The sequence below is a fragment of the Pseudomonas sp. B34(2017) genome (assembly GCF_002112915.1).
GTDB classification, from domain to species: domain Bacteria; phylum Pseudomonadota; class Gammaproteobacteria; order Pseudomonadales; family Pseudomonadaceae; genus Aquipseudomonas; species Aquipseudomonas pharyngis.
This window is the reverse complement of sequence record NZ_NEJA01000009.1, coordinates 193851-218797: the sequence shown is the minus strand read 5'-3', so window position 1 is coordinate 218797 and position 24947 is coordinate 193851. Positions and strand designations below refer to the sequence as shown.

The 24947-nt window shown below is 61.1% G+C and carries 20 protein-coding genes; 12 read left to right on the top strand and 8 right to left on the bottom strand.

Annotated elements, in window-relative coordinates:
• Positions 1-3 precede the first annotated feature (3 nt).
• A complete protein-coding gene (locus CAF80_RS26665) occupies positions 4-162 on the bottom strand; it encodes a DUF3309 family protein (RefSeq protein ID WP_169432680.1) in 159 nt (52 codons plus the stop codon).
• Between the two features lie 256 nt (positions 163-418).
• Here CAF80_RS26665 and CAF80_RS26660 point away from each other — a divergent pair, with 256 nt between their 5' ends.
• From CAF80_RS26660 to csrA, 3 genes are all read left to right on the top strand, one after another.
• Positions 419-1234, top strand: coding sequence for an SDR family oxidoreductase (locus CAF80_RS26660; protein WP_039770605.1), 816 nt, complete (start codon positions 419-421; stop codon positions 1232-1234).
• A 64-nt stretch (positions 1235-1298) separates the two neighbouring features.
• On the top strand, positions 1299-1631 hold the full coding sequence (locus CAF80_RS26655; RefSeq protein ID WP_007950874.1) for a YnfA family protein: 333 nt from the start codon (positions 1299-1301) through the stop codon (positions 1629-1631).
• A gap of 138 nt (positions 1632-1769) precedes the next feature.
• Positions 1770-1955: a carbon storage regulator CsrA gene (gene csrA, locus CAF80_RS26650; protein ID WP_039770603.1), complete on the top strand. Its 186-nt coding sequence runs from the start codon at positions 1770-1772 to the stop codon at positions 1953-1955.
• A gap of 6 nt (positions 1956-1961) precedes the next feature.
• Here csrA and CAF80_RS26645 read toward each other — a convergent pair whose 3' ends face one another.
• The 4 genes from CAF80_RS26645 to CAF80_RS26630 form a co-directional block, all read right to left on the bottom strand.
• The gene (locus tag CAF80_RS26645; RefSeq protein ID WP_003192759.1) at positions 1962-2189 is read right to left on the bottom strand and encodes a YheU family protein; all 228 of its coding nucleotides are present in this window, start codon (positions 2187-2189) and stop codon (positions 1962-1964) included.
• Between the two features lie 59 nt (positions 2190-2248).
• Complete coding sequence (locus CAF80_RS26640) at positions 2249-3439, bottom strand: osmoprotectant NAGGN system M42 family peptidase (RefSeq protein ID WP_074688060.1); 1191 nt, start codon at positions 3437-3439, stop codon at positions 2249-2251.
• A 61-nt stretch (positions 3440-3500) separates the two neighbouring features.
• Complete coding sequence (ngg, locus tag CAF80_RS26635; RefSeq protein WP_074688058.1) at positions 3501-5246, bottom strand: N-acetylglutaminylglutamine synthetase; 1746 nt, start codon at positions 5244-5246, stop codon at positions 3501-3503.
• A 3-nt stretch (positions 5247-5249) separates the two neighbouring features.
• A complete protein-coding gene (locus tag CAF80_RS26630; RefSeq protein WP_074688056.1) occupies positions 5250-7022 on the bottom strand; it encodes an N-acetylglutaminylglutamine amidotransferase in 1773 nt (590 codons plus the stop codon).
• Positions 7023-7318: 296 nt separating this feature from the next.
• Between CAF80_RS26630 and CAF80_RS26625 the strand changes: the two genes are divergently transcribed.
• Entirely contained in the window at positions 7319-12151 is a 4833-nt protein-coding gene (locus CAF80_RS26625) for an NEL-type E3 ubiquitin ligase domain-containing protein (RefSeq protein WP_085668118.1), read from the top strand.
• A gap of 18 nt (positions 12152-12169) precedes the next feature.
• Here the strand turns inward: CAF80_RS26625 and mnmC are convergent, their stop codons facing one another.
• Positions 12170-14149: a bifunctional tRNA (5-methylaminomethyl-2-thiouridine)(34)-methyltransferase MnmD/FAD-dependent 5-carboxymethylaminomethyl-2-thiouridine(34) oxidoreductase MnmC gene (mnmC, locus tag CAF80_RS26620; protein ID WP_085668119.1), complete on the bottom strand. Its 1980-nt coding sequence runs from the start codon at positions 14147-14149 to the stop codon at positions 12170-12172.
• 173 nt (positions 14150-14322) lie between these two features.
• Between mnmC and pap the strand changes: the two genes are divergently transcribed.
• Positions 14323-15837 (top strand): polyphosphate:AMP phosphotransferase, encoded by a 1515-nt coding sequence (pap, locus tag CAF80_RS26615; RefSeq protein ID WP_074688050.1) that lies wholly within the window; start codon positions 14323-14325, stop codon positions 15835-15837.
• Positions 15838-15939: 102 nt separating this feature from the next.
• Positions 15940-17124 carry a thiolase family protein gene (locus CAF80_RS26610; protein ID WP_039770588.1) on the top strand — a complete coding sequence of 395 codons (1185 nt, stop codon included), beginning with the start codon at positions 15940-15942 and terminating at the stop codon, positions 17122-17124.
• 136 nt (positions 17125-17260) lie between these two features.
• Here the strand turns inward: CAF80_RS26610 and CAF80_RS26605 are convergent, their stop codons facing one another.
• Positions 17261-17455 (bottom strand): DUF6316 family protein, encoded by a 195-nt coding sequence (locus CAF80_RS26605; protein ID WP_039770586.1) that lies wholly within the window; start codon positions 17453-17455, stop codon positions 17261-17263.
• Between the two features lie 213 nt (positions 17456-17668).
• Here CAF80_RS26605 and CAF80_RS26600 point away from each other — a divergent pair, with 213 nt between their 5' ends.
• On the top strand, positions 17669-18628 hold the full coding sequence (locus CAF80_RS26600) for a DMT family transporter (RefSeq protein WP_085668120.1): 960 nt from the start codon (positions 17669-17671) through the stop codon (positions 18626-18628).
• Between the two features lie 36 nt (positions 18629-18664).
• Here CAF80_RS26600 and CAF80_RS26595 read toward each other — a convergent pair whose 3' ends face one another.
• Positions 18665-20059 carry a class II fumarate hydratase gene (locus CAF80_RS26595; RefSeq protein ID WP_085668121.1) on the bottom strand — a complete coding sequence of 465 codons (1395 nt, stop codon included), beginning with the start codon at positions 20057-20059 and terminating at the stop codon, positions 18665-18667.
• A gap of 193 nt (positions 20060-20252) precedes the next feature.
• Here CAF80_RS26595 and CAF80_RS26590 point away from each other — a divergent pair, with 193 nt between their 5' ends.
• From CAF80_RS26590 to CAF80_RS26570, 5 genes are all read left to right on the top strand, one after another.
• Positions 20253-20771 (top strand): DUF2059 domain-containing protein, encoded by a 519-nt coding sequence (locus CAF80_RS26590; RefSeq protein ID WP_085668122.1) that lies wholly within the window; start codon positions 20253-20255, stop codon positions 20769-20771.
• 12 nt (positions 20772-20783) lie between these two features.
• Complete coding sequence (locus CAF80_RS26585; RefSeq protein WP_007950896.1) at positions 20784-21083, top strand: BolA family transcriptional regulator; 300 nt, start codon at positions 20784-20786, stop codon at positions 21081-21083.
• 117 nt (positions 21084-21200) lie between these two features.
• On the top strand, positions 21201-22142 hold the full coding sequence (locus tag CAF80_RS26580) for a rhodanese-related sulfurtransferase (protein WP_011335384.1): 942 nt from the start codon (positions 21201-21203) through the stop codon (positions 22140-22142).
• Positions 22143-22177: 35 nt separating this feature from the next.
• Entirely contained in the window at positions 22178-22780 is a 603-nt protein-coding gene (locus tag CAF80_RS26575) for a DsbA family protein (protein WP_170928299.1), read from the top strand.
• Positions 22773-24590 carry an ABC transporter ATP-binding protein gene (locus CAF80_RS26570; protein ID WP_039770577.1) on the top strand — a complete coding sequence of 606 codons (1818 nt, stop codon included), beginning with the start codon at positions 22773-22775 and terminating at the stop codon, positions 24588-24590. Before CAF80_RS26575 ends, CAF80_RS26570 begins: the two co-directional genes overlap by 8 nt.
• Positions 24591-24947: the final 357 nt, after the last annotated feature.

Genomic DNA, 24947 nt, shown 5'->3' with positions numbered 1-24947 from the left:
CAGTTATATCCGACCGAGTAACAACAGCACCAACAGGACTACCAGCACTACGCCGATAATGCCCGAAGGGCCATAACCCCAACTTCTGGAGTGCGGGAAGACCGGCAGACCACCGATCAGCAACAGGATCAGGATGATGATTAGAATTGTGCCCATGTCTATTTCCTTGTTGATAGTGTCTGTGAAGTCTTGGTGTTCAAGGGCAGCTGGAAGTTGAACTAAATCCAGCCGGCTTACAAATTCCGACTGGTGCGCATGAAAGAAAATTCAATGTTTTTTTAAGGTATTTGGCTCGCTCGCTTATTTCGTTTGTTGTCGCGGTTTGCCCTCGCCATTCAGCAATCTGATGGAGCGTGGGTCGCTGCGTATCCTTCGCTACACTCCGCGCATCTTCCCCGGAACAACAAGGCTGTCTGCTATGCAAAATCGCATGATGATCACTGGCGCGGGCTCTGGCCTGGGTCGCGAAATCGCGCTGCGCTGGGCGCGTGAAGGCTGGCAACTGGCCTTGTCCGACGTCAGCGAGCCCGGTTTGCAAGAGACCCTGAAATTGGTTCGCGAGGCCGGTGGCGACGGCTTCATCCAGCGCTGCGACGTGCGCGATTACAGCCAGCTGACGGCGTTCGCCCAGGCCTGCGAAGTGAAACTTGGCGGCATCGACATCATCGTCAACAACGCCGGTGTGGCCTCGGGCGGTTTCTTCAGCGAGCTGTCGCTGGAAGACTGGGACTGGCAGATCGCGATCAACCTGATGGGCGTGGTCAAGGGCTGCAAGGCGTTCCTGCCGCTGTTGGAGCAGAGCAAGGGCAAGATCATCAACATCGCCTCGATGGCCGCGCTGATGCAGGGCCCGGCGATGAGCAACTACAACGTGGCCAAGGCCGGAGTGGTGGCGCTGTCGGAAAGCCTGTTGATCGAACTGGCCCAGCAGGAAATCGGTGTGCATGTGGTCTGCCCGTCGTTCTTCCAGACCAATCTGCTGGATTCTTTCCGTGGCCCGACACCGGCGATGAAAGCCCAGGTCGGCAAGTTGCTGGAAAGTTCGCCAATTACCGCCAGTGACATTGCCGATTACATCTACAAGCAGGTCGCAGCCGGCGAGTTCATGATCCTGCCCCACGAACAAGGGCGCATGGCCTGGGCGCTCAAACAGAAGAATCCGCAGTTGCTGTACAACGAAATGACCGCGATGGCGGAAAAGATGCGCGCCAAGGCCAAACAGAACAACGGCTGAACTTGCCCGGGGTTCGCCGCATCGTTAGGGTGGCCGCAACAGTCACCCTGACGAGATGTCTTGCATGCTCAATTACCTGTGGTTCTTCCTCGCCGCGCTTTTCGAAATCGCCGGCTGTTTCGCGTTCTGGATGTGGCTGCGCCAGGGCAAGAGCGCCTTGTGGGTGATCCCGGCACTGATCAGTCTGACTCTCTTTGCGCTGCTGTTGACGCGCGTCGAAGCGACCTACGCCGGTCGCGCCTACGCCGCTTACGGCGGCATCTACATCATTGCTTCGATTGGCTGGCTGGCGGTGGTCGAGCGCATCCGCCCGTTGGGTTCGGACTGGATCGGTGTAGCGCTGTGTGTGATCGGGGCGAGTGTGATCCTGTTCGGGCCGCGGTTTTCCGCGAGCTGAATATTGCAGGCCTGAAGGAAACGTCTGAAGGCTGGCGCGCCTTGGCGCGTAGGGAATGACTGAATTGCCCGGCATGCATTGTAGGGCGCTCGAAAGCCGCGCATCTTCAAGGCTCGCAAACCTTGAAGGACACCTCCCATGCTTGTACTCAGCCGTGTTGTCGGGGAACTGATTTCCATCGGCGACAACATCACTCTGCGCGTTCTGGCGGTCAACGGATCCAGCGTGCGGTTCGGCGTCGAAGCGCCGGAGCAGATCGGCGTGCATCGCGCCGAGGTCTACGAACGGATCCAGCGCAAACAGGCCAGCGGCAAGGGCCGCTGACCGTTTTCAGTCGAACAGGTGCTTGGGCACGTCGTGCTTGAGCATCAACTGGCATTGCTCGCTTTCCGGATCGAAGACAATCAATGCCTGGCCTTTGGTCAGCGCCTGGCGAACCCGCAGTACGCGGGTTTCCAGCGGCGTATCGTCACCGTTGTCGGTACCGTCGCGGGTGACGAAATCCTCGATCAGGCGGGTGAGGGTGTCGACTTCGAGCGCGTCGTAGGGAATCAGCATGGGCACCTCGGCTAAATCAATGTCGGGATGCTACGGCGAATGATCGACGAGGGCCAGACTCAACTGTCCGAGCGTTGCCCCACCAGACTGTCCACCGACGGCACACGGGTGTCACTCTCCATCTGCGTTTCGTGTTCGATCTGATGGCTGAAGCGGTCCAGTGACCCGGTGGCCGGTTGTGCATCGCTGGCGAACACCGGCGGACTCAGAATGTACGCCCCCAGCAAACGACTGAGCGCCGCAAGGCTGTCGATGTGCGTGCGTTCGTAGCCGTGGGTCGCGTCGCAACCGAAGGCGAGCAGTGCGGTGCGGATGTCGTGACCGGCAGTCACCGCCGAGTGGGCGTCACTGAAGTAATAGCGGAACAGGTCGCGGCGCACCGGCAGTTCGTGCTCCCCCGCCAGGCGCAACAGGTGCCGAGACAGGTGATAGTCGTATGGCCCGCCGGAATCCTGCATCGCAACGCTCACCGCGTGTTCGCTGGAGTGTTGGCCCGGCGCGACCGGGGCGATGTCGATGCCGACGAATTCGCTGACGTCCCACGGCAAGGCTGCCGCCGCGCCGCTGCCGGTTTCCTCGGTGATGGTGAACAGCGGATGGCAGTCGATCATCAGTTCCTGACCGCTGTCGACGATGGCTTTCAGTGCTGCCAGCAGCGCGGCGACACCGGCTTTGTCGTCCAGATGTCGGGCGCTGATGTGGCCGCTTTCGGTGAACTCCGGCAATGGATCGAAGGCCACCACATCGCCGACACTGATGCCCAGCGAATCGCAATCGGCGCGGGTCGCGCAGTAGGCGTCCAGACGCAGCTCGACGTGATCCCAGCTGATCGGCATCTCATCCACGGCCGTGTTGAAGGCATGCCCGGACGCCATCAGCGGCAACACGCTGCCGCGAATCACGCCGTTGTCGGTGAACAGGCTGACGCGGCTGCCCTCGGCGAAGCGGCTTGACCAGCAGCCCACCGGCGCCAGGGTCAGACGCCCGTTGTCTTTCACCGCGCGCACGGCGGCGCCGATGGTGTCCAGGTGCGCCGACACTGCACGGTCGGGGCTGTTTTTCTTGCCCTTGAGGGTGGCGCGGATCGTGCCGCGACGGGTCATCTCGAAGGGAATGCCGAGTTCTTCCAGACGTTCGGCGACATAACGCACGATGGTGTCGGTGAACCCGGTAGGGCTGGGAATGGCGAGCATTTCCAGCAGGACTTTCTGCAGGTAATTCAGATCCGGTTCGGGAATTTGGATGGTCATGGAAACTCCTGTTGCGGGGCGTCATTCGCGCGTTGAACGCGGGAATGACGCTGAAGAGAGATCAAACGGCCGGCTGACTGTGCGGAAACAACAGATCGACAAACCGCTCGGCTGTCGGTTGCGGCTCATGGTTGGCAAGACCCGCCCGCTCGTTGGCTTCGATGAACACGTACTCTGGTTGATCCGCCGCCGGCACCATAAGGTCGAGCCCGACCATGGGGATTTCCAGCGCCCGGGCCGCGCGCACGGCGGCCTCGGCCAGGGTCGGGTGCAGAATCGCCGTGACGTCTTCCAGCGTGCCGCCGGTGTGCAGATTCGCCGTGCGCCGCACGAACAGATGCTCACCGGCCGGCAGGATGCTGCTGTAGTCGTAACCGGCCGCGTGCAGGGTGCGTTGGGTTTCGTGGTCCAGCGGGATTTTGCTTTCGCCGCTGGTGGCTGCTTGCCGGCGCCGGCTCTGGGCTTCGATCAGCGCGCCTATGGAATGATGACCGTCGCCGACCACTTCCGCCGGCCGGCGAATCGCCGCTGCAACCACCTCGAAACCGATCACCAGAATCCGCAGGTCGAAGCCTTCATGGAAGCTTTCGAGCAATACGCGAGTGTCGAACTGCCTGGCCGCTTCGATGGCCTGCTGCACTTCCTCGATGGTCTGCAGATCCACCGCCACGCCTTGGCCCTGTTCGCCATCCAGCGGTTTGACCACCACTCGCTGGTGTTCATCGAGGAACGCCAGATTGTCGTCCGCGTTCCCTGCCAACTGCTGCGACGGCACATTCAACCCGGCGGCTTTCAACACTTTGTGGGTCAAGCTCTTGTCCTGGCACAGGTTCATGCTGATGGCGCTGGTCAGGTCGCTCAGTGATTCGCGGCAACGCACCCGGCGCCCGCCATGACTGAGGGTGAACAGCCCGGCATCGGCGTCATCCACTTGCACGTCGATGCCACGTCGATGGGCTTCCTCGACGATGATCCGCGCGTAAGGGTTGAACTGCGCCTCCGGGCCGGGGCCGAGAAACAGCGGCTGATTGATGCCGTTCTTGCGCTTGATGGCGAACGTCGGCAGGTTGCGAAAACCGAGTTTGGCGTAGAGGTTTTTAGCCTGGCGGTTATCGTGCAGCACCGACAGATCGAGATAGCTCAGGCCGCGGCTCATGAAGTGTTCGATCAGATGACGCACCAGCACTTCGCCGACCCCGGGGCGCGAACACTGCGGATCGACCGCCAGGCACCACAGGCTGCTGCCGTTTTCCGGGTCGTTGTAAGCCTTCTGGTGATTGAGGCCCATGACGCTGCCGATCACCGCGCCGCTGTCGTCGTCTTCCGCCAGCCAGTACACCGGGCCGCCCTGATGGTGCGGGGTGAGCAAGGTGGCGTCGATCGGCAGCATGCCGCGCGCCTGATACAGCTGATTGATCCCCTGCCAGTCCGCGTCACTTTGCGCACGACGGATGCGGAAGCCGCGAAACACGCGGGTGGCCTGACGATAATCGCTGAACCACAAGCGCAGGGTATCGGACGGGTCGAGAAACAATTGAGTCGGTTCCAGCCCGAGAATCTGCTGCGGCGCGGCAACGTACAAAGCAATGTCGCGCTCCCCCGGCTGCTCGTTGAGCAGTTCCCGGGCAAGGCTTGCCGGATCGGGGAAGGTGTGACCGATGAGCAATCGGCCCCAGCCGCAATGCACCGCGATCGGTTCGGCGGCAGGCTCGCTGCCATCTTCGGCCAGGCGCGCCTGCAAGCGTTCGTAGGACGGCGTCTGACCGCGCAGCAGGCGTTGGCTGTAAGCCGTGGCGTGAGGTTTCATCGATCAGATTCCTTGTTCGCTGAGCCACAGGTTCAGGGCTGCCAGTTGCCACAGTTTGGAACCGCGCAGAGGCGTGAGTTGACCTTGTGGATCAGTGAGTAATTTGTCGAGCATCGCCGGGTTGAACAGGCCGCGATCCTGACTCGGGTCGAGCAGCAGTTCGCGCACCCAGTTCAGAGTGTCGCCCTGCAAATGCTTGAGTCCCGGCACCGGGAAGTAACCTTTCTTGCGGTCGATCACCTCGCTCGGAATCACCTGTCGCGCGGCTTCCTTCAGCACCTGCTTACCGCCGTCCGGCAGTTTGAACTGGCCCGGAATGCGAGCCGACAATTCCACCAGTCGATAGTCGAGAAACGGCGTGCGCGCCTCCAGGCCCCAGGCCATGGTCATGTTGTCGACGCGTTTGACCGGGTCGTCCACCAGCATCACCGTGCTGTCCAGGCGCAGAGCCTTGTCGACCGCCGCATCGGCGCCAGGCTGTGCGAAATGTTCCTTCACGAAGTCGCCGGCGGCGTCATTGGCAGTCAGCCATTTCGGCTGCACGGTCGCGGCGTAATCGTCGTAGCTGCGGTCGAAAAACGCTTCGCGATAAGCCGCATACGGATCGGCCGCGCCGTCGACTTGCGGATACCAGTGATAACCGGCGAACAACTCGTCGGCGCCCTGGCCGCTTTGCACAACCTTGCAGTGCTTGGCCACTTCGCGGGACAGCAGATAGAAGGCGATGCAGTCGTGACTGACCATCGGCTCGCTCATGGCGCGGAACGCCGCGGGCAGTTGCTCGATGATCTCTTTTTCGTCGATGCGCAGTTGATGGTGCTGGGTGCCGTAGTGTTTTGCGATCAGGTCTGAGTACTGAAACTCGTCACCGCGCTCGCCACCGGCATCCTGGAAACCGATGGAAAAGGTCGAGAGGTTTTCCACGCCGACTTCGCGCAGCAGACCGACGAGCATGCTCGAATCGACGCCGCCGGAAAGCAGTACGCCGACATCCACCGCTGCCCGTTGGCGGATCGCCACGGCTTCGCGGGTGCTGTCGAGCACGCGGTCACGCCAGTCTTCCAGGGTCAGGTTTTTCTCGTCGTCGTGTGGGCCGTAGGGCAGGGTCCACCAGGTTTTCTGCTCGGTGGTGCCGTCCGCTTCAATGCGCATCCAGCTCGCGGGTGGCAGCTTTTCGATGCCTGCCAGCAAGGTGCGCGGCGCAGGGACCACGGCGTGGAAATTCAGGTAATGGTTGAGCGCCACCGGATCGAGGATCGGGTTGATGTCGCCGCCCTTGAGCAACGCCGGCAGGGCCGAGGCAAAGCGCAGGCGCTGACCGGTGCGCGACAGGTACAGCGGCTTCACACCGAGACGGTCGCGGGCGATGAACAGGCGCTGGGCATCGCGCTCCCAGATGGCGAAGGCAAACATGCCGTTGAGTTTCGGCAGCAGCGCCTCGCCCCAGGCGTGATAACCCTTGAGCAGCACTTCGGTGTCGCCGCCGGAATAGAACGCATAACCCAGCGCTTCGAGTTCGGCACGCAGTTCCGGGAAGTTGTAGATCGCGCCGTTGAAGGCCAGGGACAGGCCCAATTGGCTGTCGATCATCGGCTGCGCCGAGCCGTCCGACAAGTCCATGATTTTCAGGCGTCGATGGCCCAGGGCAATCGGCCCCTGGGCATGAAAGCCCCACGCGTCGGGGCCGCGAGGCGCCAGGTGATGGGTGATTCGCTCGATGGCTGCAAGGTCTGCAGGTTGTTGATCAAAACGTAACTCGCCAGCTAATCCGCACATAAGGTCCTTACCGGTTTTTCCGTTGGGGAAGGTGTCGCAGTACCGCGCCGAAATGGCCGGTACTCAGAAACTGACCCGGCTGGGATGTGGGAGTTTTAGAACGATCAGTTATAAGTGCATCGGCCTGACCGATGGGCCATTAGCTTCCCGCTTCAGTTCATGGGTAGTAGATAAATATTGAAAACATGCAGATGTCTGCTTGTTTGCCGGCTTGATCACGTAGTTTTTCGTGTTTTTTTTCCAAGGGCCGGACCGGTAGGGTAATTGTTCCGAAGCGCAATAAAGGAATATTGCCCATGTCGAGTACGAAGTCGGACACCCCGACACCGTTGACCCAGAAACAGATACTGAGTTTTTTGCTGGAAGCTACCGGCGATCTGGATACTGCCCAGGCCTTGCAGAAAATCCTGCCCCCCAGCCTTCTCAAAGGTTCCAGCTCTACACTCGCCACGCTGGACCAGACCGCGCGTGAGTTACACGCCGCTCAGGCGGAGGTCGAAGCCGATCTTGGCCGCTTGCAACCTTTGAACAGCTTTTGCGCCGCGCTGTTGACCAGCGCCCTGAAAGCGCGCTGGCCAGTGCAGTTTGATGTCGAAAAAGACTACCTGGAATTGCCGGGGGACTACTGCGGCTGTGAGCCCGTCACCCCGCCCGGCGGAGGACCACCGGTCACGCCGCCGGCAACCCCGACGCTGCTGGAAGCGGCGATGCAGAACTTCACCAAGCGTGAGGCGCAGGATGATTTCTTCCCCACAGGCAGTGTGGTGCGCATCTCTGGACAGCCTGCAGGGATTGCGGGACTGACACCGACAGCGTTCGCCGCACTCTGTCGTGAGCTCGATCTGGGGAAGAAATACCAACAGCATTTTCAGCAGGTTTTCGGCATCAGTGAGGTTGATGGAAAACCGGTTGCCACCGGTCCCATGGTCCGCGACATCACTGCCCTGAAAAAACAGTTGCTGCAACTGGATCTGCATCTGGCGCTATTGAAAGAGCACATCAGCCAGGACGCGTACGAAAGTCTGGAGCGCCTGCTCGCGGCCGGGGGTATCGCTGATGCAAAAAGCCTGAACTACAAGGGCCGGCCGTTGATCATGCAAGGCATCGAACTGCTCGACTGTTGCATCTGGGGTGTCGTGGTATTTTCCGAGCGCTCGGTCGAGTCGGACCCGGATCAATGGTGCTTGGTGTACATGCCCGGCGAGCCCTCTCAACCGTTGTACGAGTATGCGAGTTTCTCGGCGTTCCTCGTGTACCTGGAATACCAATTGGGGATGGCCAGTTACAGGAGCTACTTCACTCATTGCATCGGCGAGGTGGACAAGGCGGATTTCTTCAAAAACTTCGCGGACGCTCGCAGCCTGGATCGCGCCAAATATTTGCCGATCAACGTTTCGCTGCTCGACTTCATGTACCAGAGCCATATCGGCAAACTGCAGATCGATGCTCGCGCGCTCGCTGTACCGACCGCCGATGTGGATGAAGAGGCGCGCAAGAAGCGCCTGCTCGAGTATCTGGAAATCGGCCTGACGGTCGCCAATGTGGCCGGGATTTTCATACCGGTCGTAGGGCAACTGATGATGGGTGTTGCCGTGGGGCAAATGCTTGCGGAAGTTTATGAGGGCGTTGAGGACTGGTCGCGGGGAGATCGTGAGGAGGCGTTTTCACACCTGCTCAGCGTGGCTGAAAACATCGTGCTGATGGTCAGCGTGGGGGCCGGTATCAGGGGATTGAAAACACTGGCGATCAAGACGGTGCGCAAGCATCCGGATTTCTTCCAGCCGTTCATGGCCATATTGGACCGTGACGGTCAGCCTCGATTGTGGAAACCGCAGTTACTCGGTTATGAACAGCCGCTTCCGACAGGTGCCGAACCAGAACCCGATACTGCAGGCTTGTTCCGGGCGAACGACAAGCAGTTTGCCCATTTCGACAATCGGGCTTACGAGGTAGCGCTGGAGCCTGCATCCAATACCTGGGAAGTCCGACACCCTGTGCGTGCACAGGCTTATCAGCCGGTATTGAAGCGCAATGATCGCGGAGGCTGGCGTCATGACTTCGAACAGACCGAGCGCTGGAGCGGGGCGTACACGCTCAAACGCATTGATCCTGGTCTTGAGGGTTGGGAAGACAGTCGTCTGGAGATGGCCCGTCGGTTGACCGACACCCGGATCGATGAACTGCATCGCCTGAGCGATGACAACCGGCCGCTACCTCCTCGCCTGCTGGACATGATCGAGCGTTTCAAACTTGAGCGCAGAGTGCGCGACTACATTGCCGCCATGGAGCGTGGCGAGGCGAGCGATCGGCGTTACGTCAACGAACAGCTGCATGCATTACCCCGGCTTGCCAACTGGCCGGCCGATCGCTACGTCAAAGTCGTGGATGAACAAGGGCGGATCACCGCGACCTATCCGCCCGGATCGATTGACGACGATACCGTGAGCGTCATTGTGAAGCATGCGCGACTGGAGAAGGGCGAGCTGCTGCAAGCGGTCATCGATGTTCTGCATCCCAAAGAAGTGGATGCCTTGGTGGGGGCTGACGTAGCCCCCGCCGATGCCAGTCAGCAGTTGGCGAAAGTGATCGGGGCGGCGATCAAGGCCGATCGAAGGTCGACTTTCGACCATCTCTACAGCCGATACGATCAAGACGTTGCCGGAGAATTGCTCAAGTTGCGCAGGGCCTTTCCCGATTTGCCGGTGCGCGCTGCCCGAGAGCTGCTCAAACGGACGCCAAGCGTTGAACGGATGCACCTGCGCAGCACCGGGCGGGTGCCCATGGGGTTGGCGCAGCGGGCGCGTCAGGCTTTGAGCGATGGGCGAGTGGATCGGGCATTGGCAGGTTTTTACCTGGCCGACATTGCCAATGCCGATACCGGGAAACTGGCGATCGGTTTGCTACCCCGTCTTGCTGGTTGGGATCCTGAGTTCTATCTGGAACTGCGGGCGAAATCCTTGAGCGGTCAGGTCCTGGAAACGCTGGGCGAAAAACCGCTGGTTACGTCGAGTTCATGCACGCTGGTCAGACTCGACAATGGTTACGAGGTGTTTGGCAGCGACAGGAAGTCACTCGGCAAGATCGCGTCCGGACCGGAAGATTTCTATCAGGCGATTCTCAAAGGTCTTTCAGCGCAGCAGCGCAAGGCCATCGGATTTGTGCAACCGACGCCGGAAAATGGCGGGCGCCTGCGCGGCAAACTGTTGGAGAGTGCTCTGGATGAACGTGAGGCATGCGCCCGCGTGTTGGCAGGTGGTCAGTGGCAAACGGAGACCGCCGAGCCTGTGTGCACGCCTGCCGACTCTCCCGCCGGGTCGAACACTCATTCGCGTCGTTTATTGCGGCAGGTGAAAAAGCTCTATCCCTTGTTTACCGACGTACAAGCCAATGAGTTTCTTGACCAATTGGGTAGCGACCATCTGACCAGGGCGATCCGGGTTCGGCAGTTGCGGGAGGATCTGAGCCGACTACAGGGCGTGATGGATACCTGGATCCAGGATGAGGCAGCCATGAAGGCCCTGGGCGGTGATCTGAACGAAATTCGTGAATGCCGGCAAATCGTTGCGTTTGAAATCGAAGACTGTTTTCGCCGTTTGATCTCCCTGCCCGATGACGCCGGGCGTCTCGTCTATGGTTTGAAGCTCGATGGCATGCGCTTCGGCAAGTTTCCGACCTTGCCGGTCGGTTTGACCTTTGATCATGTCAGGCAATTGTCTCTGCAAGACATGTTGCTGGATGACGATGCCGCTTATTTCCTCAAAGCGTTCACGAACGTCGAGTCCCTTGAACTGGATCGCAATAAGATCACCCGATTGCCCGAGATCATTTCGCATATGCCGAACCTCAGGCGGCTGAGCCTGGCCGGCAATCGGCTTCAACTCACCGAGCACGCCCTGGTGAAGCTGGCCGGGTTGCGCACCTTGCAAAGACTGAATCTGAGCGGGAACCCCCTCGGCGCTACGGTGGATGTGGGCAACCTGTTCGATCTGACTTACCTCTCCTTGCGTAATACCCGCGCCACGGAGCTGCCAAAAGGCCTGCAGTTTCTACCCAATCTGGATCGGGTGGATCTGCGGGATAACGAAATCCGTGAACTGCCTGCCTGGCTTTTTGAAACGCCCAGACGCTTCAGTGAAACGATCAATTTGCGGCGTAACCCGATTTCCGAAGTCAGCCGAACGTACCTTGAAAACTACCGCACGACGGTCGGCGTCGGCATGGGTTACCTGGATAACGATATCGCGCGACTGGACGAAAACCAGGCACGTACTATCTGGCTGACCCAAACGGGAGGAGAAAAGGGCTCCCGGCATCTGCAGATGTGGAACGCACTCAAGGATGACCCAAGGGCCGAAGGCCTGTTCGCGCTGCTGGCGGAGTTGGGCAATTCTGCCGAGTCAGCCAATGTGCGCGAGGATATGCACCGGCGGGTCTGGACGGTTCTGGATGCAACGCAGACCGATGCCGAATTGCGGGAGCAGATTTTCGATCTGGCGGCCAACCCGATCAATTGCACGGACAATGCGGCGTTGAACTTCAGCCACCTGGAAGTTGCAGTGCACGTCCACCATGTGACCCGTGGTCCCAGGGGGCAACGCCCTTCGACGAAGGCGCTGATGAGGCTGGCGAGGGGACTGTTCCGGCTTGAGCAGATTGACCGGATCGCCGCGGAACACGCGCAGGTCCGTGCGGCACCTGACCCGCTGGAAGTGACCCTTGCCTACCGCTCCGGTCTGGCGCAGGCACTCGAATTGCCCGGGCAACCTTCGCACATGCATTACGCCTCACTCGCGGACGTGACAGGGGCGGATCTGGTGGAGGCCATCAATCGAATCCAGACTGCTGAACTGTCTCCCGAGTGGCTGGCGTTTCTCGTTCGCCAGCCCTGGTGGAACGAATACATGAAAAGCAGTTTTGCCCAACAGTTCGACGATGCGCGCGCGCCTCACCAGGAAGAAGCCCTTGCGTTGTTCGAGAAAGCTGAAGAACTCAGTTCGGCCGACTATCTCAGCGAAATGAACCTGTGTGCCGCCCGGCAGGAACAGACGGAAAGCGCCTTGCTCGAGCGGTTGACCGAGCAAGTGCTACGACTGGTCGAGGGCAATATCTGCCTGTTGCCCGGTGGTTGATTGCGATCCCGGATTCGGTCATTTGCCCCGGATCAGCCACCGCAAGGCAAACCGGTTCGGATGACACGCCTCTGCGACACCTCTGGGCAGGGGCAGCGGTTCGTTGTCCATCCAGGCCGCCAGCAGTTCACCGGACAGTGGCGCGGTGATCAGTCCCCGGGAACCGTGGCCACTGTTGACGTACAGACCGTCCAGCCATGGGCAGGCAATGTCCGGCACTTGCCGGGCATCCTTGCTCAAGGCGCGATAGGCCTCGGTGAAGGCTTCGCGATCGGCGAGCGGGCCGACGATCGGCAGGTAATCGGGGCTGGTGCAACGGAAGGCTGCCCGGCCCTGAAGACTTTCGGCGTCGAGCTCGCTGACGTGCAGGCGCGCGACCAGATCGGTGGAGATCTCTTCGAGCATCGCCAGATTGCCCAGGTGTTCGGCGGTGGTCGGAGTCAGGTCGTCGCTGTTGAAATCGAAACTGGCGCCGAGGGTGTGTTCGCGCATGCGTGCCGGTGCGACGTAACCTTCGGCGCACACCACCGTGCTCAGCGCCTGACTTTGCGTGGTCTGCGCCAGGCGGGTGATCTGCCCGCGAATGCGCTTGAGGGGCAGGTCGGCGCTCTGGGGGAAGCGCTTGATGTCGGCGGCGCCGGCCAGCACCACGGCTGGCGCTGTTGCGATCAATCGTTCACCGTCGAAGGCTTGCCACTGATCGTCGATCTTGCGCAACTCCACGGCTTCCTGATGGGGCAGCAGCGTTACGCCCGGTTGTGTCGATTGCGCCTGACACAACGCCGGTGGATGCACCCAGCCGCCCTCGGGGTAATACAAACCGCCATGGGCCAGACCGATTCCGGCGCGGGCCTGCGCTTCGGGTTGATCGAGCCATTGCAGAAGATCTTCGGGAAAAGCGGCCGCCAGTTGCGCCTGACGCTCGCGCTCCTTCTCATTGAACGCCAGTTGCAGCACCCCGCAATCATCCCAGTCGGTGCCACGCTGCAAGGTTTCCAGCACGCGCCGGGTGTAGCCGAAACCGCTGACGATCAACTGCGAAAGTGCCGTGCCATGGGCGGACAGTTTCAGATACAGCACGCCCTGTGGATTGCCCGACGCTTCCTGTGCAACCGCGTCATGTCGTTCCAGCAGACTGACCTGCCAGCCCCGCGCCGCGAGGCTGGCCGCCGTGGCGCAACCGGCCAGGCCGGCGCCGATCACCAGGGCTCGACGGTCACCTGTCAACGGCGTCGGGCGGGCGAACCACGGTTTTGCCGCCGCAGGTGGTGCAACACCCTCGGGCCAGCCGAGAAATTCGCCGCGCAGGATTTCCCATTTGTGGCCGATGCCCGGCGTGCGTTTCATCTTGAAGCCGGCGGCGTTGAGCAGCCGGCGCACCCAACCGGTGCTGGTGAACGTGCTGATGGTCGAGCCGGGCGCCGCCAGCCGCGCCAGTTCGGCGAACAGTTCGGCGGTCCACATTTCCGGGTTTTTCGCCGGGGCGAAACCGTCGAGAAACCACGCGTCGATCTGGCCGTCCAGTTGCGGCAACTGCTCCAGCGCGTCACCGATCAGCAGCGTCAGGGTCACGCGACCGTTATCCAGAACAATGCGCTGAAAGCCTTGATGGACGGCGACGTAATGCTTGAGCAACTGATCCGAGAACGGCTTTAGTTCCGGCCACAGCGCCAGCGCCCGTTGCAGGTCGGCGGGGCTCAACGGAAATTTTTCGACGCTGACAAAATGCAGCCGCGCACCGGCCACTGCGTGCTGTTCGAACAACTGCCAGGCGCAGAGGAAATTCAGCCCGGTGCCGAAGCCGGTTTCACCGATCACCAGTCGCCCACCCGCCGGCAGTGCGGCGAAGCGCTCGGCCAGACGGTTCTGTTCGAGGAACACGTAGCGGGTTTCATCCAGCCCCGACTGGTCGGAAAAATACACATCGTCGAACACTCGCGAACGCGGGCGTCCCTGGTCATCCCAGTCGAGTTGGGCGTGGGGCAATACAGGTTTCATGGCAGGCTCGGCAACGACAAGGCGGCCATTCTAGCCGATCACGCAGGCGGCGCTTGATCCATGGCAAGCCTTGCCGACGATCACTCAAGGACAATCCGCCGCCGGCGGGAATTTCTGTGCCGCGCCTGTGCCCAATCCGCTAGTCTTGCTGAATCCTGGAAGGAGCCGTCCCTATGTTCGAATCCGCTGAAATCGGTCACGCCATCGACAAAGACACCTACGAAGCCGCCGTGCCCGCCCTGCGTGAAGCGTTGCTTGAAGCCCAGTTCGAGTTGCAGCAGCAGAAGCGTTTCCCGGTGATCATTTTGATCAACGGCATCGAAGGCGCCGGCAAGGGCGAGACGGTGAAGTTGCTCAACGAGTGGATGGACCCGCGCCTGATCGAAGTACGCACCTTCGATCAACAGACCGATGAAGAGCTGGCGCGGCCACCGGCCTGGCGCTACTGGCGGATGCTGCCGGCCAAGGGGCGGATGGGAATTTTCTTCGGCAACTGGTACAGCCAGATGCTGCAGGGCCGGGTGCACGGTTTGTTCAAGGATCCGCGTCTGGATCAGGCGATTGCCGGCGCCGAGCGCATGGAAAAGATGTTCTGCGATGAAGGCGCGCTGATCTTCAAGTTCTGGTTCCACCTGTCCAAGAAACAGATGAAGGCGCGGCTCAAGGCGTTGGCCGACGACCCGCTGCACAGTTGGCGCATCAGCCCGCTGGACTGGCAGCAATCTCAGACTTACGACAAGTTCGTCAAATACGGCGAGCGTGTGTTGCGTCGCACCAGCCGCGATTACGCGCCGTGGCATGTCATCGAGGGTGTCGACCCGCACTACCGCAGCCTGACGGTCGGCAAGATTCTGCTCGAAGGCCTGCAAAACGCCTTGAAGCGTCCCGATGTGCATCCCCATGAGGTCAACGCTGCCCCGATTGGAACTTCAGTCGATCAGTTGAACCTGCTCGACAGCCTCGACCTGACCCAGCGTCTGGACAAGAAAGACTACGAAGAACAATTGATCACCGAGCAGGCAAGGCTGTCGGGGCTGATGCGTGACAAACGCATGCGCCGGCATGCGCTGGTGGCGGTGTTCGAAGGCAACGATGCGGCGGGCAAGGGCGGTTCGATTCGTCGGGTGGCGGCGGCACTCGATCCGCGCCAATACAGCATCGTGCCGATTGCCGCACCGACCGAAGAGGAACGGGCGCAGCCGTATCTGTGGCGGTTCTGGCGGCACATTCCGGCGCGGGGCAAATTCACCGTGTTCGACCGTTCGTGGTACGGCCGGGTGCTGGTGGAGCGTGTCGAGGGCTTTTGCAGCACCGCCGACTGGATGCGCGCCTATGGCGAGATCAATGACTTCGAGGAGCAACTGGCCGATGCCGGAGTGATCGTGGTCAAGTTCTGGCTGGCCATCGACAAGGACACGCAGATGGAACGCTTCCAGGAGCGCGAAGAAATCCCGTTCAAGCGCTTCAAGATCACCGAAGACGACTGGCGCAACCGTGACAAGTGGGACGCCTATCGTGCCGCCGTGGGCGACATGGTCGACCGCACCAGCACCGAAATCGCGCCGTGGACCCTGGTCGAGGCCAATGACAAGCGCTGGGCCCGGGTCAAGGTGCTGCGCACGATCAACCGGGCACTGGAAGAGGCTTTCGAGAAATCCGACAAGCGAGCCAAAAAGCACAAGGACTGAACCGATGGGCCCGCATACGCGAGGTGAATGATCGTCGCGGTCGGCGATTGGGTGGACTTATGCTCGTTCCACTCTCAACCGACTGCAACAATGAGGTATGCCATGCGTGAAGTGGTGATCGTCGACAGCGTACGGACCGGCCTGGCCAAGTCCTTTCGCGGCAAGTTCAACCAGACCCGTCCCGATGACATGGCGGCCCATTGCGTCAATGCGTTGCTCTCGCGCAACGACATCGACCCGGCCAGCGTCGAGGATTGCATCGTCGGCGCCGGCTCCAACGAGGGCGCTCAGGGCTACAACATCGGCCGCAACGTGGCGGTGCTCTCGCAACTGGGCACTGGCACCGCCGGCATGACCCTCAATCGTTTCTGTTCGTCGGGCTTGCAGGCGATTGCGATTGCCGCCAACCAGATCGCGTCGGGTTGCAGCGACATCATCGTCGCCGGCGGCGTCGAGTCGATCAGCCTGACCCTGAAAAGCGTCAACACCGATCACCTGATCAACCCGTTGCTCAAGCAGCAGACGCCGGGCATCTACTACACCATGGGCCAGACCGCCGAAGTGGTGGCGCGCCGTTATGGCGTCAGTCGCGAGGCGCAGGATCGTTACTCGCTGCAAAGTCAGATCCGCACCGCCCAGGCGCAGGCAGCAGGCCTGTTCAACGATGAAATCGTGCCGATGCCGGTGAAGTACCGGGTTGAAGACAAGAACAGCGGTGAAGTGCAGATCCTCGACGGCATCGTCGACCGCGATGACTGCAATCGCCCGGACACCACCTATGAAAGCCTCGCCGGGTTGAAACCGGTGTTCGCCGAGGACGGGTCGGTGACTGCGGGCAACTCGTCGCAGTTGTCCGATGGCGCCTCGATGACGCTGGTGATGAGCCTGGAAAAAGCCCTGCAACTGGGGCTCAAGCCAAAAGCGTTTTTCCGTGGGTTCACCGTGGCCGGTTGCGAGCCGGACGAAATGGGCATCGGCCCGGTGTTTTCGGTGCCAAAGCTGCTCAAGGCCAAGGGCCTGCAGGTGGCGGATATCGATCTGTGGGAATTGAACGAAGCGTTCGCCTCGCAATGCCTGTACGCCCGTGACCGGCTGGAAATCGACAACGAGAAGTACAACGTCAACGGCGGTTCGATTTCCATCGGTCACCCGTTCGGCATGACCGGGTCACGGCAGGTCGGGCATCTGGTGCGTGAGTTGCAGCGGCGCAATCTGCGCTACGGGATCGTGACCATGTGCGTGGGCGGGGGGATGGGGGCGACCGGGTTGTTTGAGGCTGTGCGCTAGGCCTTGAACGATGCGTTGACCGGCAAATCGTAATCGCGGGCAAGCCCGCTCCTACAGTGTTCGAGTGTGCTCACAATTCAGTGGCCAACCCGGAACCTGTGGGAGAGGGCTTGCCCGCGATTGGGTTCAGCACGGCTTATCTGCCGGAATCCAGCAATTGCATCCGCGCGATGTACGCGCGGATTTCCTGCTCGGCTTTCTCGTGGCTGTCGAATGGCCCTTCGAGGGTGTTTTCCCGGGTGCTGAAATACAGTTCGCCGTTGACCCGGCACACGCGGTCGCTGCGAAAGTGCGTGGCGGGGGCGGTGTCCTGGGCGCGCATGCCTAACATGACGGGTCTCCTTGGTGAGTGATGTCCCGGGCTGGATCCAATGAGCTTATGCCTGAACCACTTATCCCGCCCGGCCAGCCGATCAACGGCCCAGCGTCAATTTTCTGCTGCGACCTGCACAGTTTCATTTGCGGCTGAAACGCAACTGTCCCTGTGTAGGGCTGGTCCGTACGCCTAGAATGAGCGCTCCTGTCTCTGGCGCTTGGGGTTCTCATGCACGTTTCATCGGGTCGTTGGGTGTACGGCATGTTCCTGGCGTTATTGACGGCGTTTCTCTGGGGAATCCTGCCGATCAAGCTCAAGCAGGTGCTGGTGGTGATGGACCCGGTCACGGTGACCTGGTTTCGCCTGCTGGTGTCCGGCGGTTGCCTGTTCATTTATCTGGCCGCGACCAAACGCTTGCCCAGTCGCAAGGTGCTCGGGCGGAAGGGCGGCTGGCTGGTGCTGATGGCGGTGCTCGGGCTGGTGGGCAATTACGTGCTGTACCTCATGGGCCTGAACCTGCTCAGCCCCGGCACTGCGCAACTGGTGGTGCAGATGGGGCCGATCATGTTGCTGATCGCCAGTCTGTTTGTGTTCAAGGAACGCTTCAGTATCGGTCAGGGCATTGGCCTGGCGGTGCTGCTGATCGGGTTCGCGCTGTTCTTCAATCAGCGTCTGGCGGAATTGCTCACGTCTTTGTCTGATTACACCGCTGGTGTGTTGCTGGTGCTGCTGGCTTCGACCGTCTGGACCTTCTATGCGCTGGGCCAGAAGCAATTGCTGACGGTGTGGAATTCGTTGCAGGTGATGATGGTGATCTACCTGTTCTGCGCCCTGTTGCTGACACCTTGGGTGCATCCGCTCGAAGCACTTTCGCTGAACCCGTTGCAGGGCTGGCTGCTGCTGGCGTGCTGCATGAACACCCTGATCGCCTACGGCGCATTTGCCGAGGCGCTGGCGCATTGGGAAGCTTCGCGGGTCAGTGCGACGCTGGCGATCACGCCGTTGGTGACGTTCGGTGCGGTGGCCGTGGCGGCGGGGGTGTGGCCCGAGTATGTGCATGCCGAGCAAATCAATCTGCTGGGGTATGGCGGGGCGGTGCTGGTGGTACTGGGTTCGGCGCTGGTGGCGCTCGGGCCTTCGCTGATTGCCGGGCTCAAGGCGCGGCGGGCGAAACTGTTGGTCGGATGACCTTCCCGTGCCGGGCACGGGAAGGATCGGCATGACTCAGCCCTTGGCCCCGGCCTCGATCATGTTTTCCGGCCGCACCCAGGCATCGAACTCCTCATCGGTCAGATAGCCCAGCTCCAGCGCCGCTTCGCGCAGGGTCTTGCCTTCGCTGTAGGCCTTCTTGGCGATTTCCGCCGACTTGTCGTAGCCGATGTGCGGGTTCAGCGCCGTCACCAGCATCAGGCCGCGTTCCAGATGCTTCGCCATGACTTCGGCATCCGGTTCCAGCCCGGCGATGCAATGCTGCTGGAAGTTGCTGCAACCATCGGCCAGCAGGCGGATCGATTGCAGCAGGTTATGAATGATCACCGGTTTGAACACGTTCAACTGCAAGTGCCCCTGACTGGCGGCGAAACCGATCGCCACGTCGTTGCCCAGCACCTGGCAGGCCAGCATCGACAACGCCTCGCACTGGGTCGGGTTGACCTTGCCGGGCATGATCGAGCTGCCCGGTTCGTTGGCCGGCAGGCGCACTTCGGCAAAACCGGCTCGTGGGCCGGAACCCAGCAGGCGCAGGTCGTTGGCGATTTTCATCAGCGCCACGGCGAGGGTTTTCAGGGCGCCGGAGAGGGTAGTCAACGGCTCATGGCCGGCGAGGGCAGCGAATTTGTTCGGTGCGGTGACGAACGGCAGACCCGACAACGCCGCCAGTTCAGCGGCAATCGCTTCGCCGAAGCCGTGGGGCGAGTTGAGCCCGGTGCCGACGGCAGTGCCGCCCTGCGCCAGTTCGCAGACCGCCGGCAACGCCGCGCGAATCGCCCGTTCGGCGTAATCCAGCTGCGCTATGAATCCGGAGATTTCCTGGCCGAAGGTGATCGGCGTGGCGTCCATCATGTGGGTGCGGCCGGTCTTCACCAGTTTCATGTGCCGCGCTGACAGCTCGGCCAGACCGCCCGACAGCTCGGCGATGGCTGGCAGTAGTTGCGTCTGTACCGCTTGCGCGGTGGCGATGCTCATGGCCGTGGGGAAGCAATCGTTGGAGCTCTGCGAGCGGTTGACGTGATCGTTGGGGTGCACCGGCGTCTTGCCGCCGCGCGGGTTGCCGGCCAGTTCGTTGGCGCGGCCGGCGATCACTTCGTTGGCGTTCATATTGCTTTGCGTACCGCTGCCGGTCTGCCAGACCACCAGCGGGAACTGGTCGTCGTGCTGGCCGTCGAGCACTTCGTCGGCGGCCTGTTCGATCAGGCGGGCGATGTCGGCAGGCAGGTCGCCGTTGCGGTCGTTGACCCGGGCCGCGGCTTTCTTGATCAGGGCCAGGGCGTGCAGTACCGGCAATGGCATGCGTTCCTGACCGATGGCGAAGTTGATCAGCGAGCGTTGCGTCTGAGCGCCCCAGTAAGCGTCGTCCGGGACCTCGATCTGGCCCAGGCTGTCGGTTTCGATACGGCTCATCGTGCACACTCCTGTTGGTCTGTTTGCGCAGTTTAGGCCGGTGTCGGCCCGGGTGGTTCCATCCGGTCGATTGTTGACCGGCAAATCCCCGCCAATCAAGCGCGGCAAGGGCCGGGGGTTGAGCCGCAGCGTTATTCAGGCGCAGAATGGTCGCCCTTGGGGTTTTACCTCGCCTAGCTGAAAAGGAAACTCGATGACTCGTCTTCGTGCCATCTGCACCGCGGTTGCCCTGGTTTGCGCCAGCGGCCAGGTGCTTGCCGATACCGCCAGCCACAACGCCAGTGCCGAAGCTTTCCTGACCCTGGCGCACGCTGACAAGCTGGGCACTCCGGTGTACATGCAGGTTCAGCAGATGTTCGCCCAGCGTTTTGAACAGACCAAGGCGCCGGAATCCAAGAAAGCCGTTCTGGATACCTATCAGGCCAAGGCCAATGCCGCTCTGGACCAGGCCATCGGCTGGAACAAGCTGAAGCCGGACATGGTCAAGCTCTACACCAGCAACTTCAGCGAACAGGAATTGAAGGATCTGGTCGCGTTCTACCAGTCGCCACTGGGCAAGAAAGTCCTGGAAAAAATGCCGCAGCTGACCCAGCAATCGGCCCAAATGACCCAGGCCAAACTGGAAAGCGCCGTACCGGTGGTCAACAAGCTGCTGGACGATATGACCAACGAGCTGGCTCCTAAAGGCGCAGCGCCGGCCAAGAAGAAGTAAGCGGAGTTCGTGATGACCATGCAACAACGCATCGAATCGACGCTGGCGCTGCTTCAGCCTGAGCATCTGCAAGTGCTGGACGAAAGCCACATGCACAGTCGCGGGTTGCAGACCCACTTCAAGGCAGTGGTGGTCAGTGCGCAGTTCGAAGGCCTGAACCGGGTCAAGCGCCACCAGAAAGTCTACGGCACGCTCGGCGAGCTGATGGGCGAGTTCCATGCGTTGGCGCTGCACACCTACACCCCGCAGGAATGGGCAGAGACAGGCGTCGCTCCGGCGTCGCCGACCTGTGCCGGCGGCAGCAAGCATTGAGCCTTGCAGCAATGAACTGAGGTTTTTTGCTAGAATCCGCAACGCGCCGCTCACCCGGCGCGTTTTTTTTCGCATCCGGTTCACCCTTTACGAGGGTAGCCACCTGGAGAAATACCCATGACACAACCGATTGTCGTGGCGGCACTGTACAAGTTCGTCACCCTCGAAGATTACGTCAACCTGCGCGAGCCCCTGCTGCAAGCGATGGTCGACAACGGCATCAAAGGCACCCTGCTGATCGCCGAAGAAGGCATCAACGGCACGGTTTCCGGCAGCCGTGAAGGCATCGACGGCCTGCTGGCCTGGTTGCGCAACGATCCGCGCATGGTCGATATCGATCACAAGGAATCGTACTGCGACGAGCAGCCGTTCTATCGCACCAAGGTCAAGCTCAAGAAAGAGATCGTGACCCTGGGCGTTGAAGGCGTCGACCCGAACAAGAAGGTCGGCACCTACGTCGAGCCCAAGGACTGGAACGCACTGATCAGCGATCCGGAAGTGCTGCTGATCGACACCCGCAACGATTACGAAGTGTCGATCGGCACCTTCGAAGGCGCCATCGATCCGAAAACCACCAGTTTTCGCGAATTCCCCGACTACATCAAAGAACACTTCGATCCGGCCGTGCACAAGAAGGTCGCGATGTTCTGCACTGGCGGCATCCGCTGTGAAAAAGCCTCGAGCTACATGCTCGGCGAAGGTTTCGAAGAGGTTTATCACCTCAAGGGCGGCATCCTGAAGTACCTCGAAGAGGTGCCGCAGGAAGAGACCAAATGGCAGGGCGACTGCTTCGTGTTCGACAACCGTGTGACCGTGCGCCATGACCTGAGCGAAGGCGACTACGATCAGTGCCACGCCTGCCGCACCCCGGTCAGCGTTGAAGATCGCGCCTCCGAGCATTACGTGGCCGGCATCAGCTGCCCGCACTGCTGGGATACCCTGAGCGAGAAGACCCGCCGCAGCGCCATCGACCGCCAGAAGCAGATCGAACTGGCAAAAGCGCGCAACATGCCGCACCCGATCGGCTACAACTATAAGCAAGCATCCACCGAGGCTTAATCATGTCTGCACGCCTGCTCTATGTGATGGATCCGATGTGTTCGTGGTGCTGGGGATTTGCCCCGGTGGCCAAGGCATTGGTGGAGCAGGCGCAGGCCGCCGGGGTGGAACTGCACCTGGTGGTCGGCGGGTTGCGCACCGGTAGCGGTTCGGCACTGGAGCCAACCACCCGGCGCTACATTCTCGAACACTGGCAGGCGGTCACCGAGGCCACCGGCCAGCCGTTCAAATTTGAAGGCGCGTTGCCCGACGGTTTTGTCTACGATACCGAGCCTGCCTGCCGGGCCATCGTTACGGCGCGCAGCCTGGCGCCGGATTGCGCGTGGAAACTGGTCGGGTTGATCCAGCACGCGTTCTACGCCGAAGGTCGCGATGTCACTCAGGCCAGCGTTCTGGTGGAGCTGGCCGAGAAGGCCGGCGTCCCGCGTATCGAATTTGCTGCCCTGTTTGATCATGCCGATCAGCACAAGGCGACCCAGGCCGATTTCACTTGGGTTCAGGATCTGGGCATCGCCGGATTCCCGACCCTGCTCGCCGAGCGCAACGGCCAGCTGGCGTTGCTGACCAACGGTTACCAGCCGCTCAGTGAACTGTCGCCGTTGCTCGGTCGATGGCTGGAGCGCGCGGCCTGTGTCTGACCCGGCCGATGACACGCCAGCCGTCAAGCGTGTCGACCGGCTGAGCTGGGCTGAAGTCCGGCGACTGGCACTTCATCACAAAAAATCCCTGTGGATCGCCAACGGCGTGGCCGTACTGGCGACGCTGTGCAGCGTGCCGATTCCGTTGCTGTTGCCGTTGCTGGTGGACGAAGTCCTGCTCGGCCATGGCGATGCTGCGCTGAAAGTCATGAACCACGTGCTGCCCTCAATGTGGCAGCAAGCGGCGGGTTACATCGGCCTGATGCTGGTGGTGACGCTGACCCTGCGCTGCAGCGCCCTGTGTTTTGGCGTGTTGCAGGCGCGGTTGTTTGCGCGGCTGGCCAAGGACATCGTGTATCGGATTCGCGTGCGGTTGATCGAGCGTCTGAAACGGATCTCGCTGGGTGAATACGAAAGCCTGGGCAGCGGCACGGTCACCACGCACCTGGTCACCGACCTGGACACCCTCGACAAATTTGTCGGCGAAACCCTCAGCCGTTTTCTGGTGGCGATGCTGACGCTGGTCGGCACCGCCAGCATCCTGATGTGGATGCACTGGAAACTGGCGCTGCTGATCCTGCTGTTCAACCCGCTGGTGATCTACGCCACGGTGCAGTTGGGCAAACGGGTCAAGCATCTGAAGAAACTGGAGAACGACAGCACCTCGCGCTTCACTCAGGCGCTGAGCGAAACCCTCGATGCGATCCAGGAAGTGCGCGCCGGCAACCGCCAGGGCTTCTTCCTCGGACGGCTGGGGCTGCGCGCGCAGGAAGTGCGCAACTACGCGGTAAATTCGCAGTGGAAGACTGACGCCTCCAACCGCGCCAGTGGCCTGCTGTTCCAGTTCGGTATCGACATCTTCCGCGCGGCGGCCATGTTGACGGTGCTGTTTTCCGACCTGTCGATCGGGCAGATGCTCGCGGTGTTCAGCTATCTGTGGTTCATGATCGGCCCGGTCGAACAGCTGCTGAACCTGCAATACGCCTACTACGCCGCCGGCGGAGCGCTGTCGCGGATCAACGAACTGCTGGCCCGCGCCGACGAGCCGCAATACCCCGGCGGCGTCGATCCGTTCAAGGGCCGCGATACCGTCGGGATTCAGGTGCAGGGTCTGAGCTTCGGTTATGGCGACGAACTGGTGCTGGATCAATTGAACCTGTCCATCGCCCCCGGTGAGAAAGTAGCGATTGTCGGTGCCAGTGGCGGCGGCAAAAGTACCCTCGTGCAATTGCTGCTGGGCCTGTACACACCGCTGGCCGGGACGATCCGTTTCGGTGGGTCGACCCAGCAGGAAATCGGCCTGGAAACGGTTCGGGAAAATGTCGCGGTGGTGCTGCAGCATCCGGCGCTGTTCAACGACACCGTACGCGCCAACCTGACCATGGGCCGTACCCGCAGTGACGAAGCCTGCTGGCAGGCACTGGAAATCGCCCAGCTCGAACCCACCATCCGCGCCTTGCCGGACGGCCTGGACAGCATCGTCGGCCGCTCCGGCGTGCGTCTGTCCGGCGGCCAACGGCAACGTCTGGCCATCGCCCGGATGATCCTCGCCGAGCCCAAAGTAGTGATCCTCGACGAGGCGACGTCAGCCCTCGACGCCGCCACCGAATACAACCTGCACCAGGCCATGGCGCGCTTCCTCCATGGCCGCACCACGCTGATCATTGCCCACCGCCTGTCAGCGGTAAAGCAGGCGGACCGGGTGCTGGTGTTCGACGGCGGGCAAGTGGCCGAGGATGGCGACCATCAGCAACTGATTGCCGATGGTGGGTTGTACGCCAAGCTGTATGGGCATTTGCAGCGGTTGTAGGTCAGCCCTGCAACACCTTGAGTCTTTGACATATCGTTCGCATTACGCTTTTTTTGGTGTGCTGGCATTGGCGTGTGCCTGCCTGTCGAGCAATAACGAAGTGCTGATGCTGCGCCTGGGTGCGCAGCTCTGCCCGGGTAGTTTTGCGTGTAATTGAAGCTCGGTATGAGCGCCTGTAACGAAGGTCTGAAGTACCTGGTGAATCGTTCTCACCAGTGACCATGGCCATGCATAAGTCTATTCTGCGTTTGTCCTGAACTGAGGCGGATCCGTCGCTTGCCGGAACCCCGAACGCCTCCTAGTCTTGGGGGGATGCTCGCAAAGAGAAGGACGACCAGGCAGTGCTCATGCAAGGAA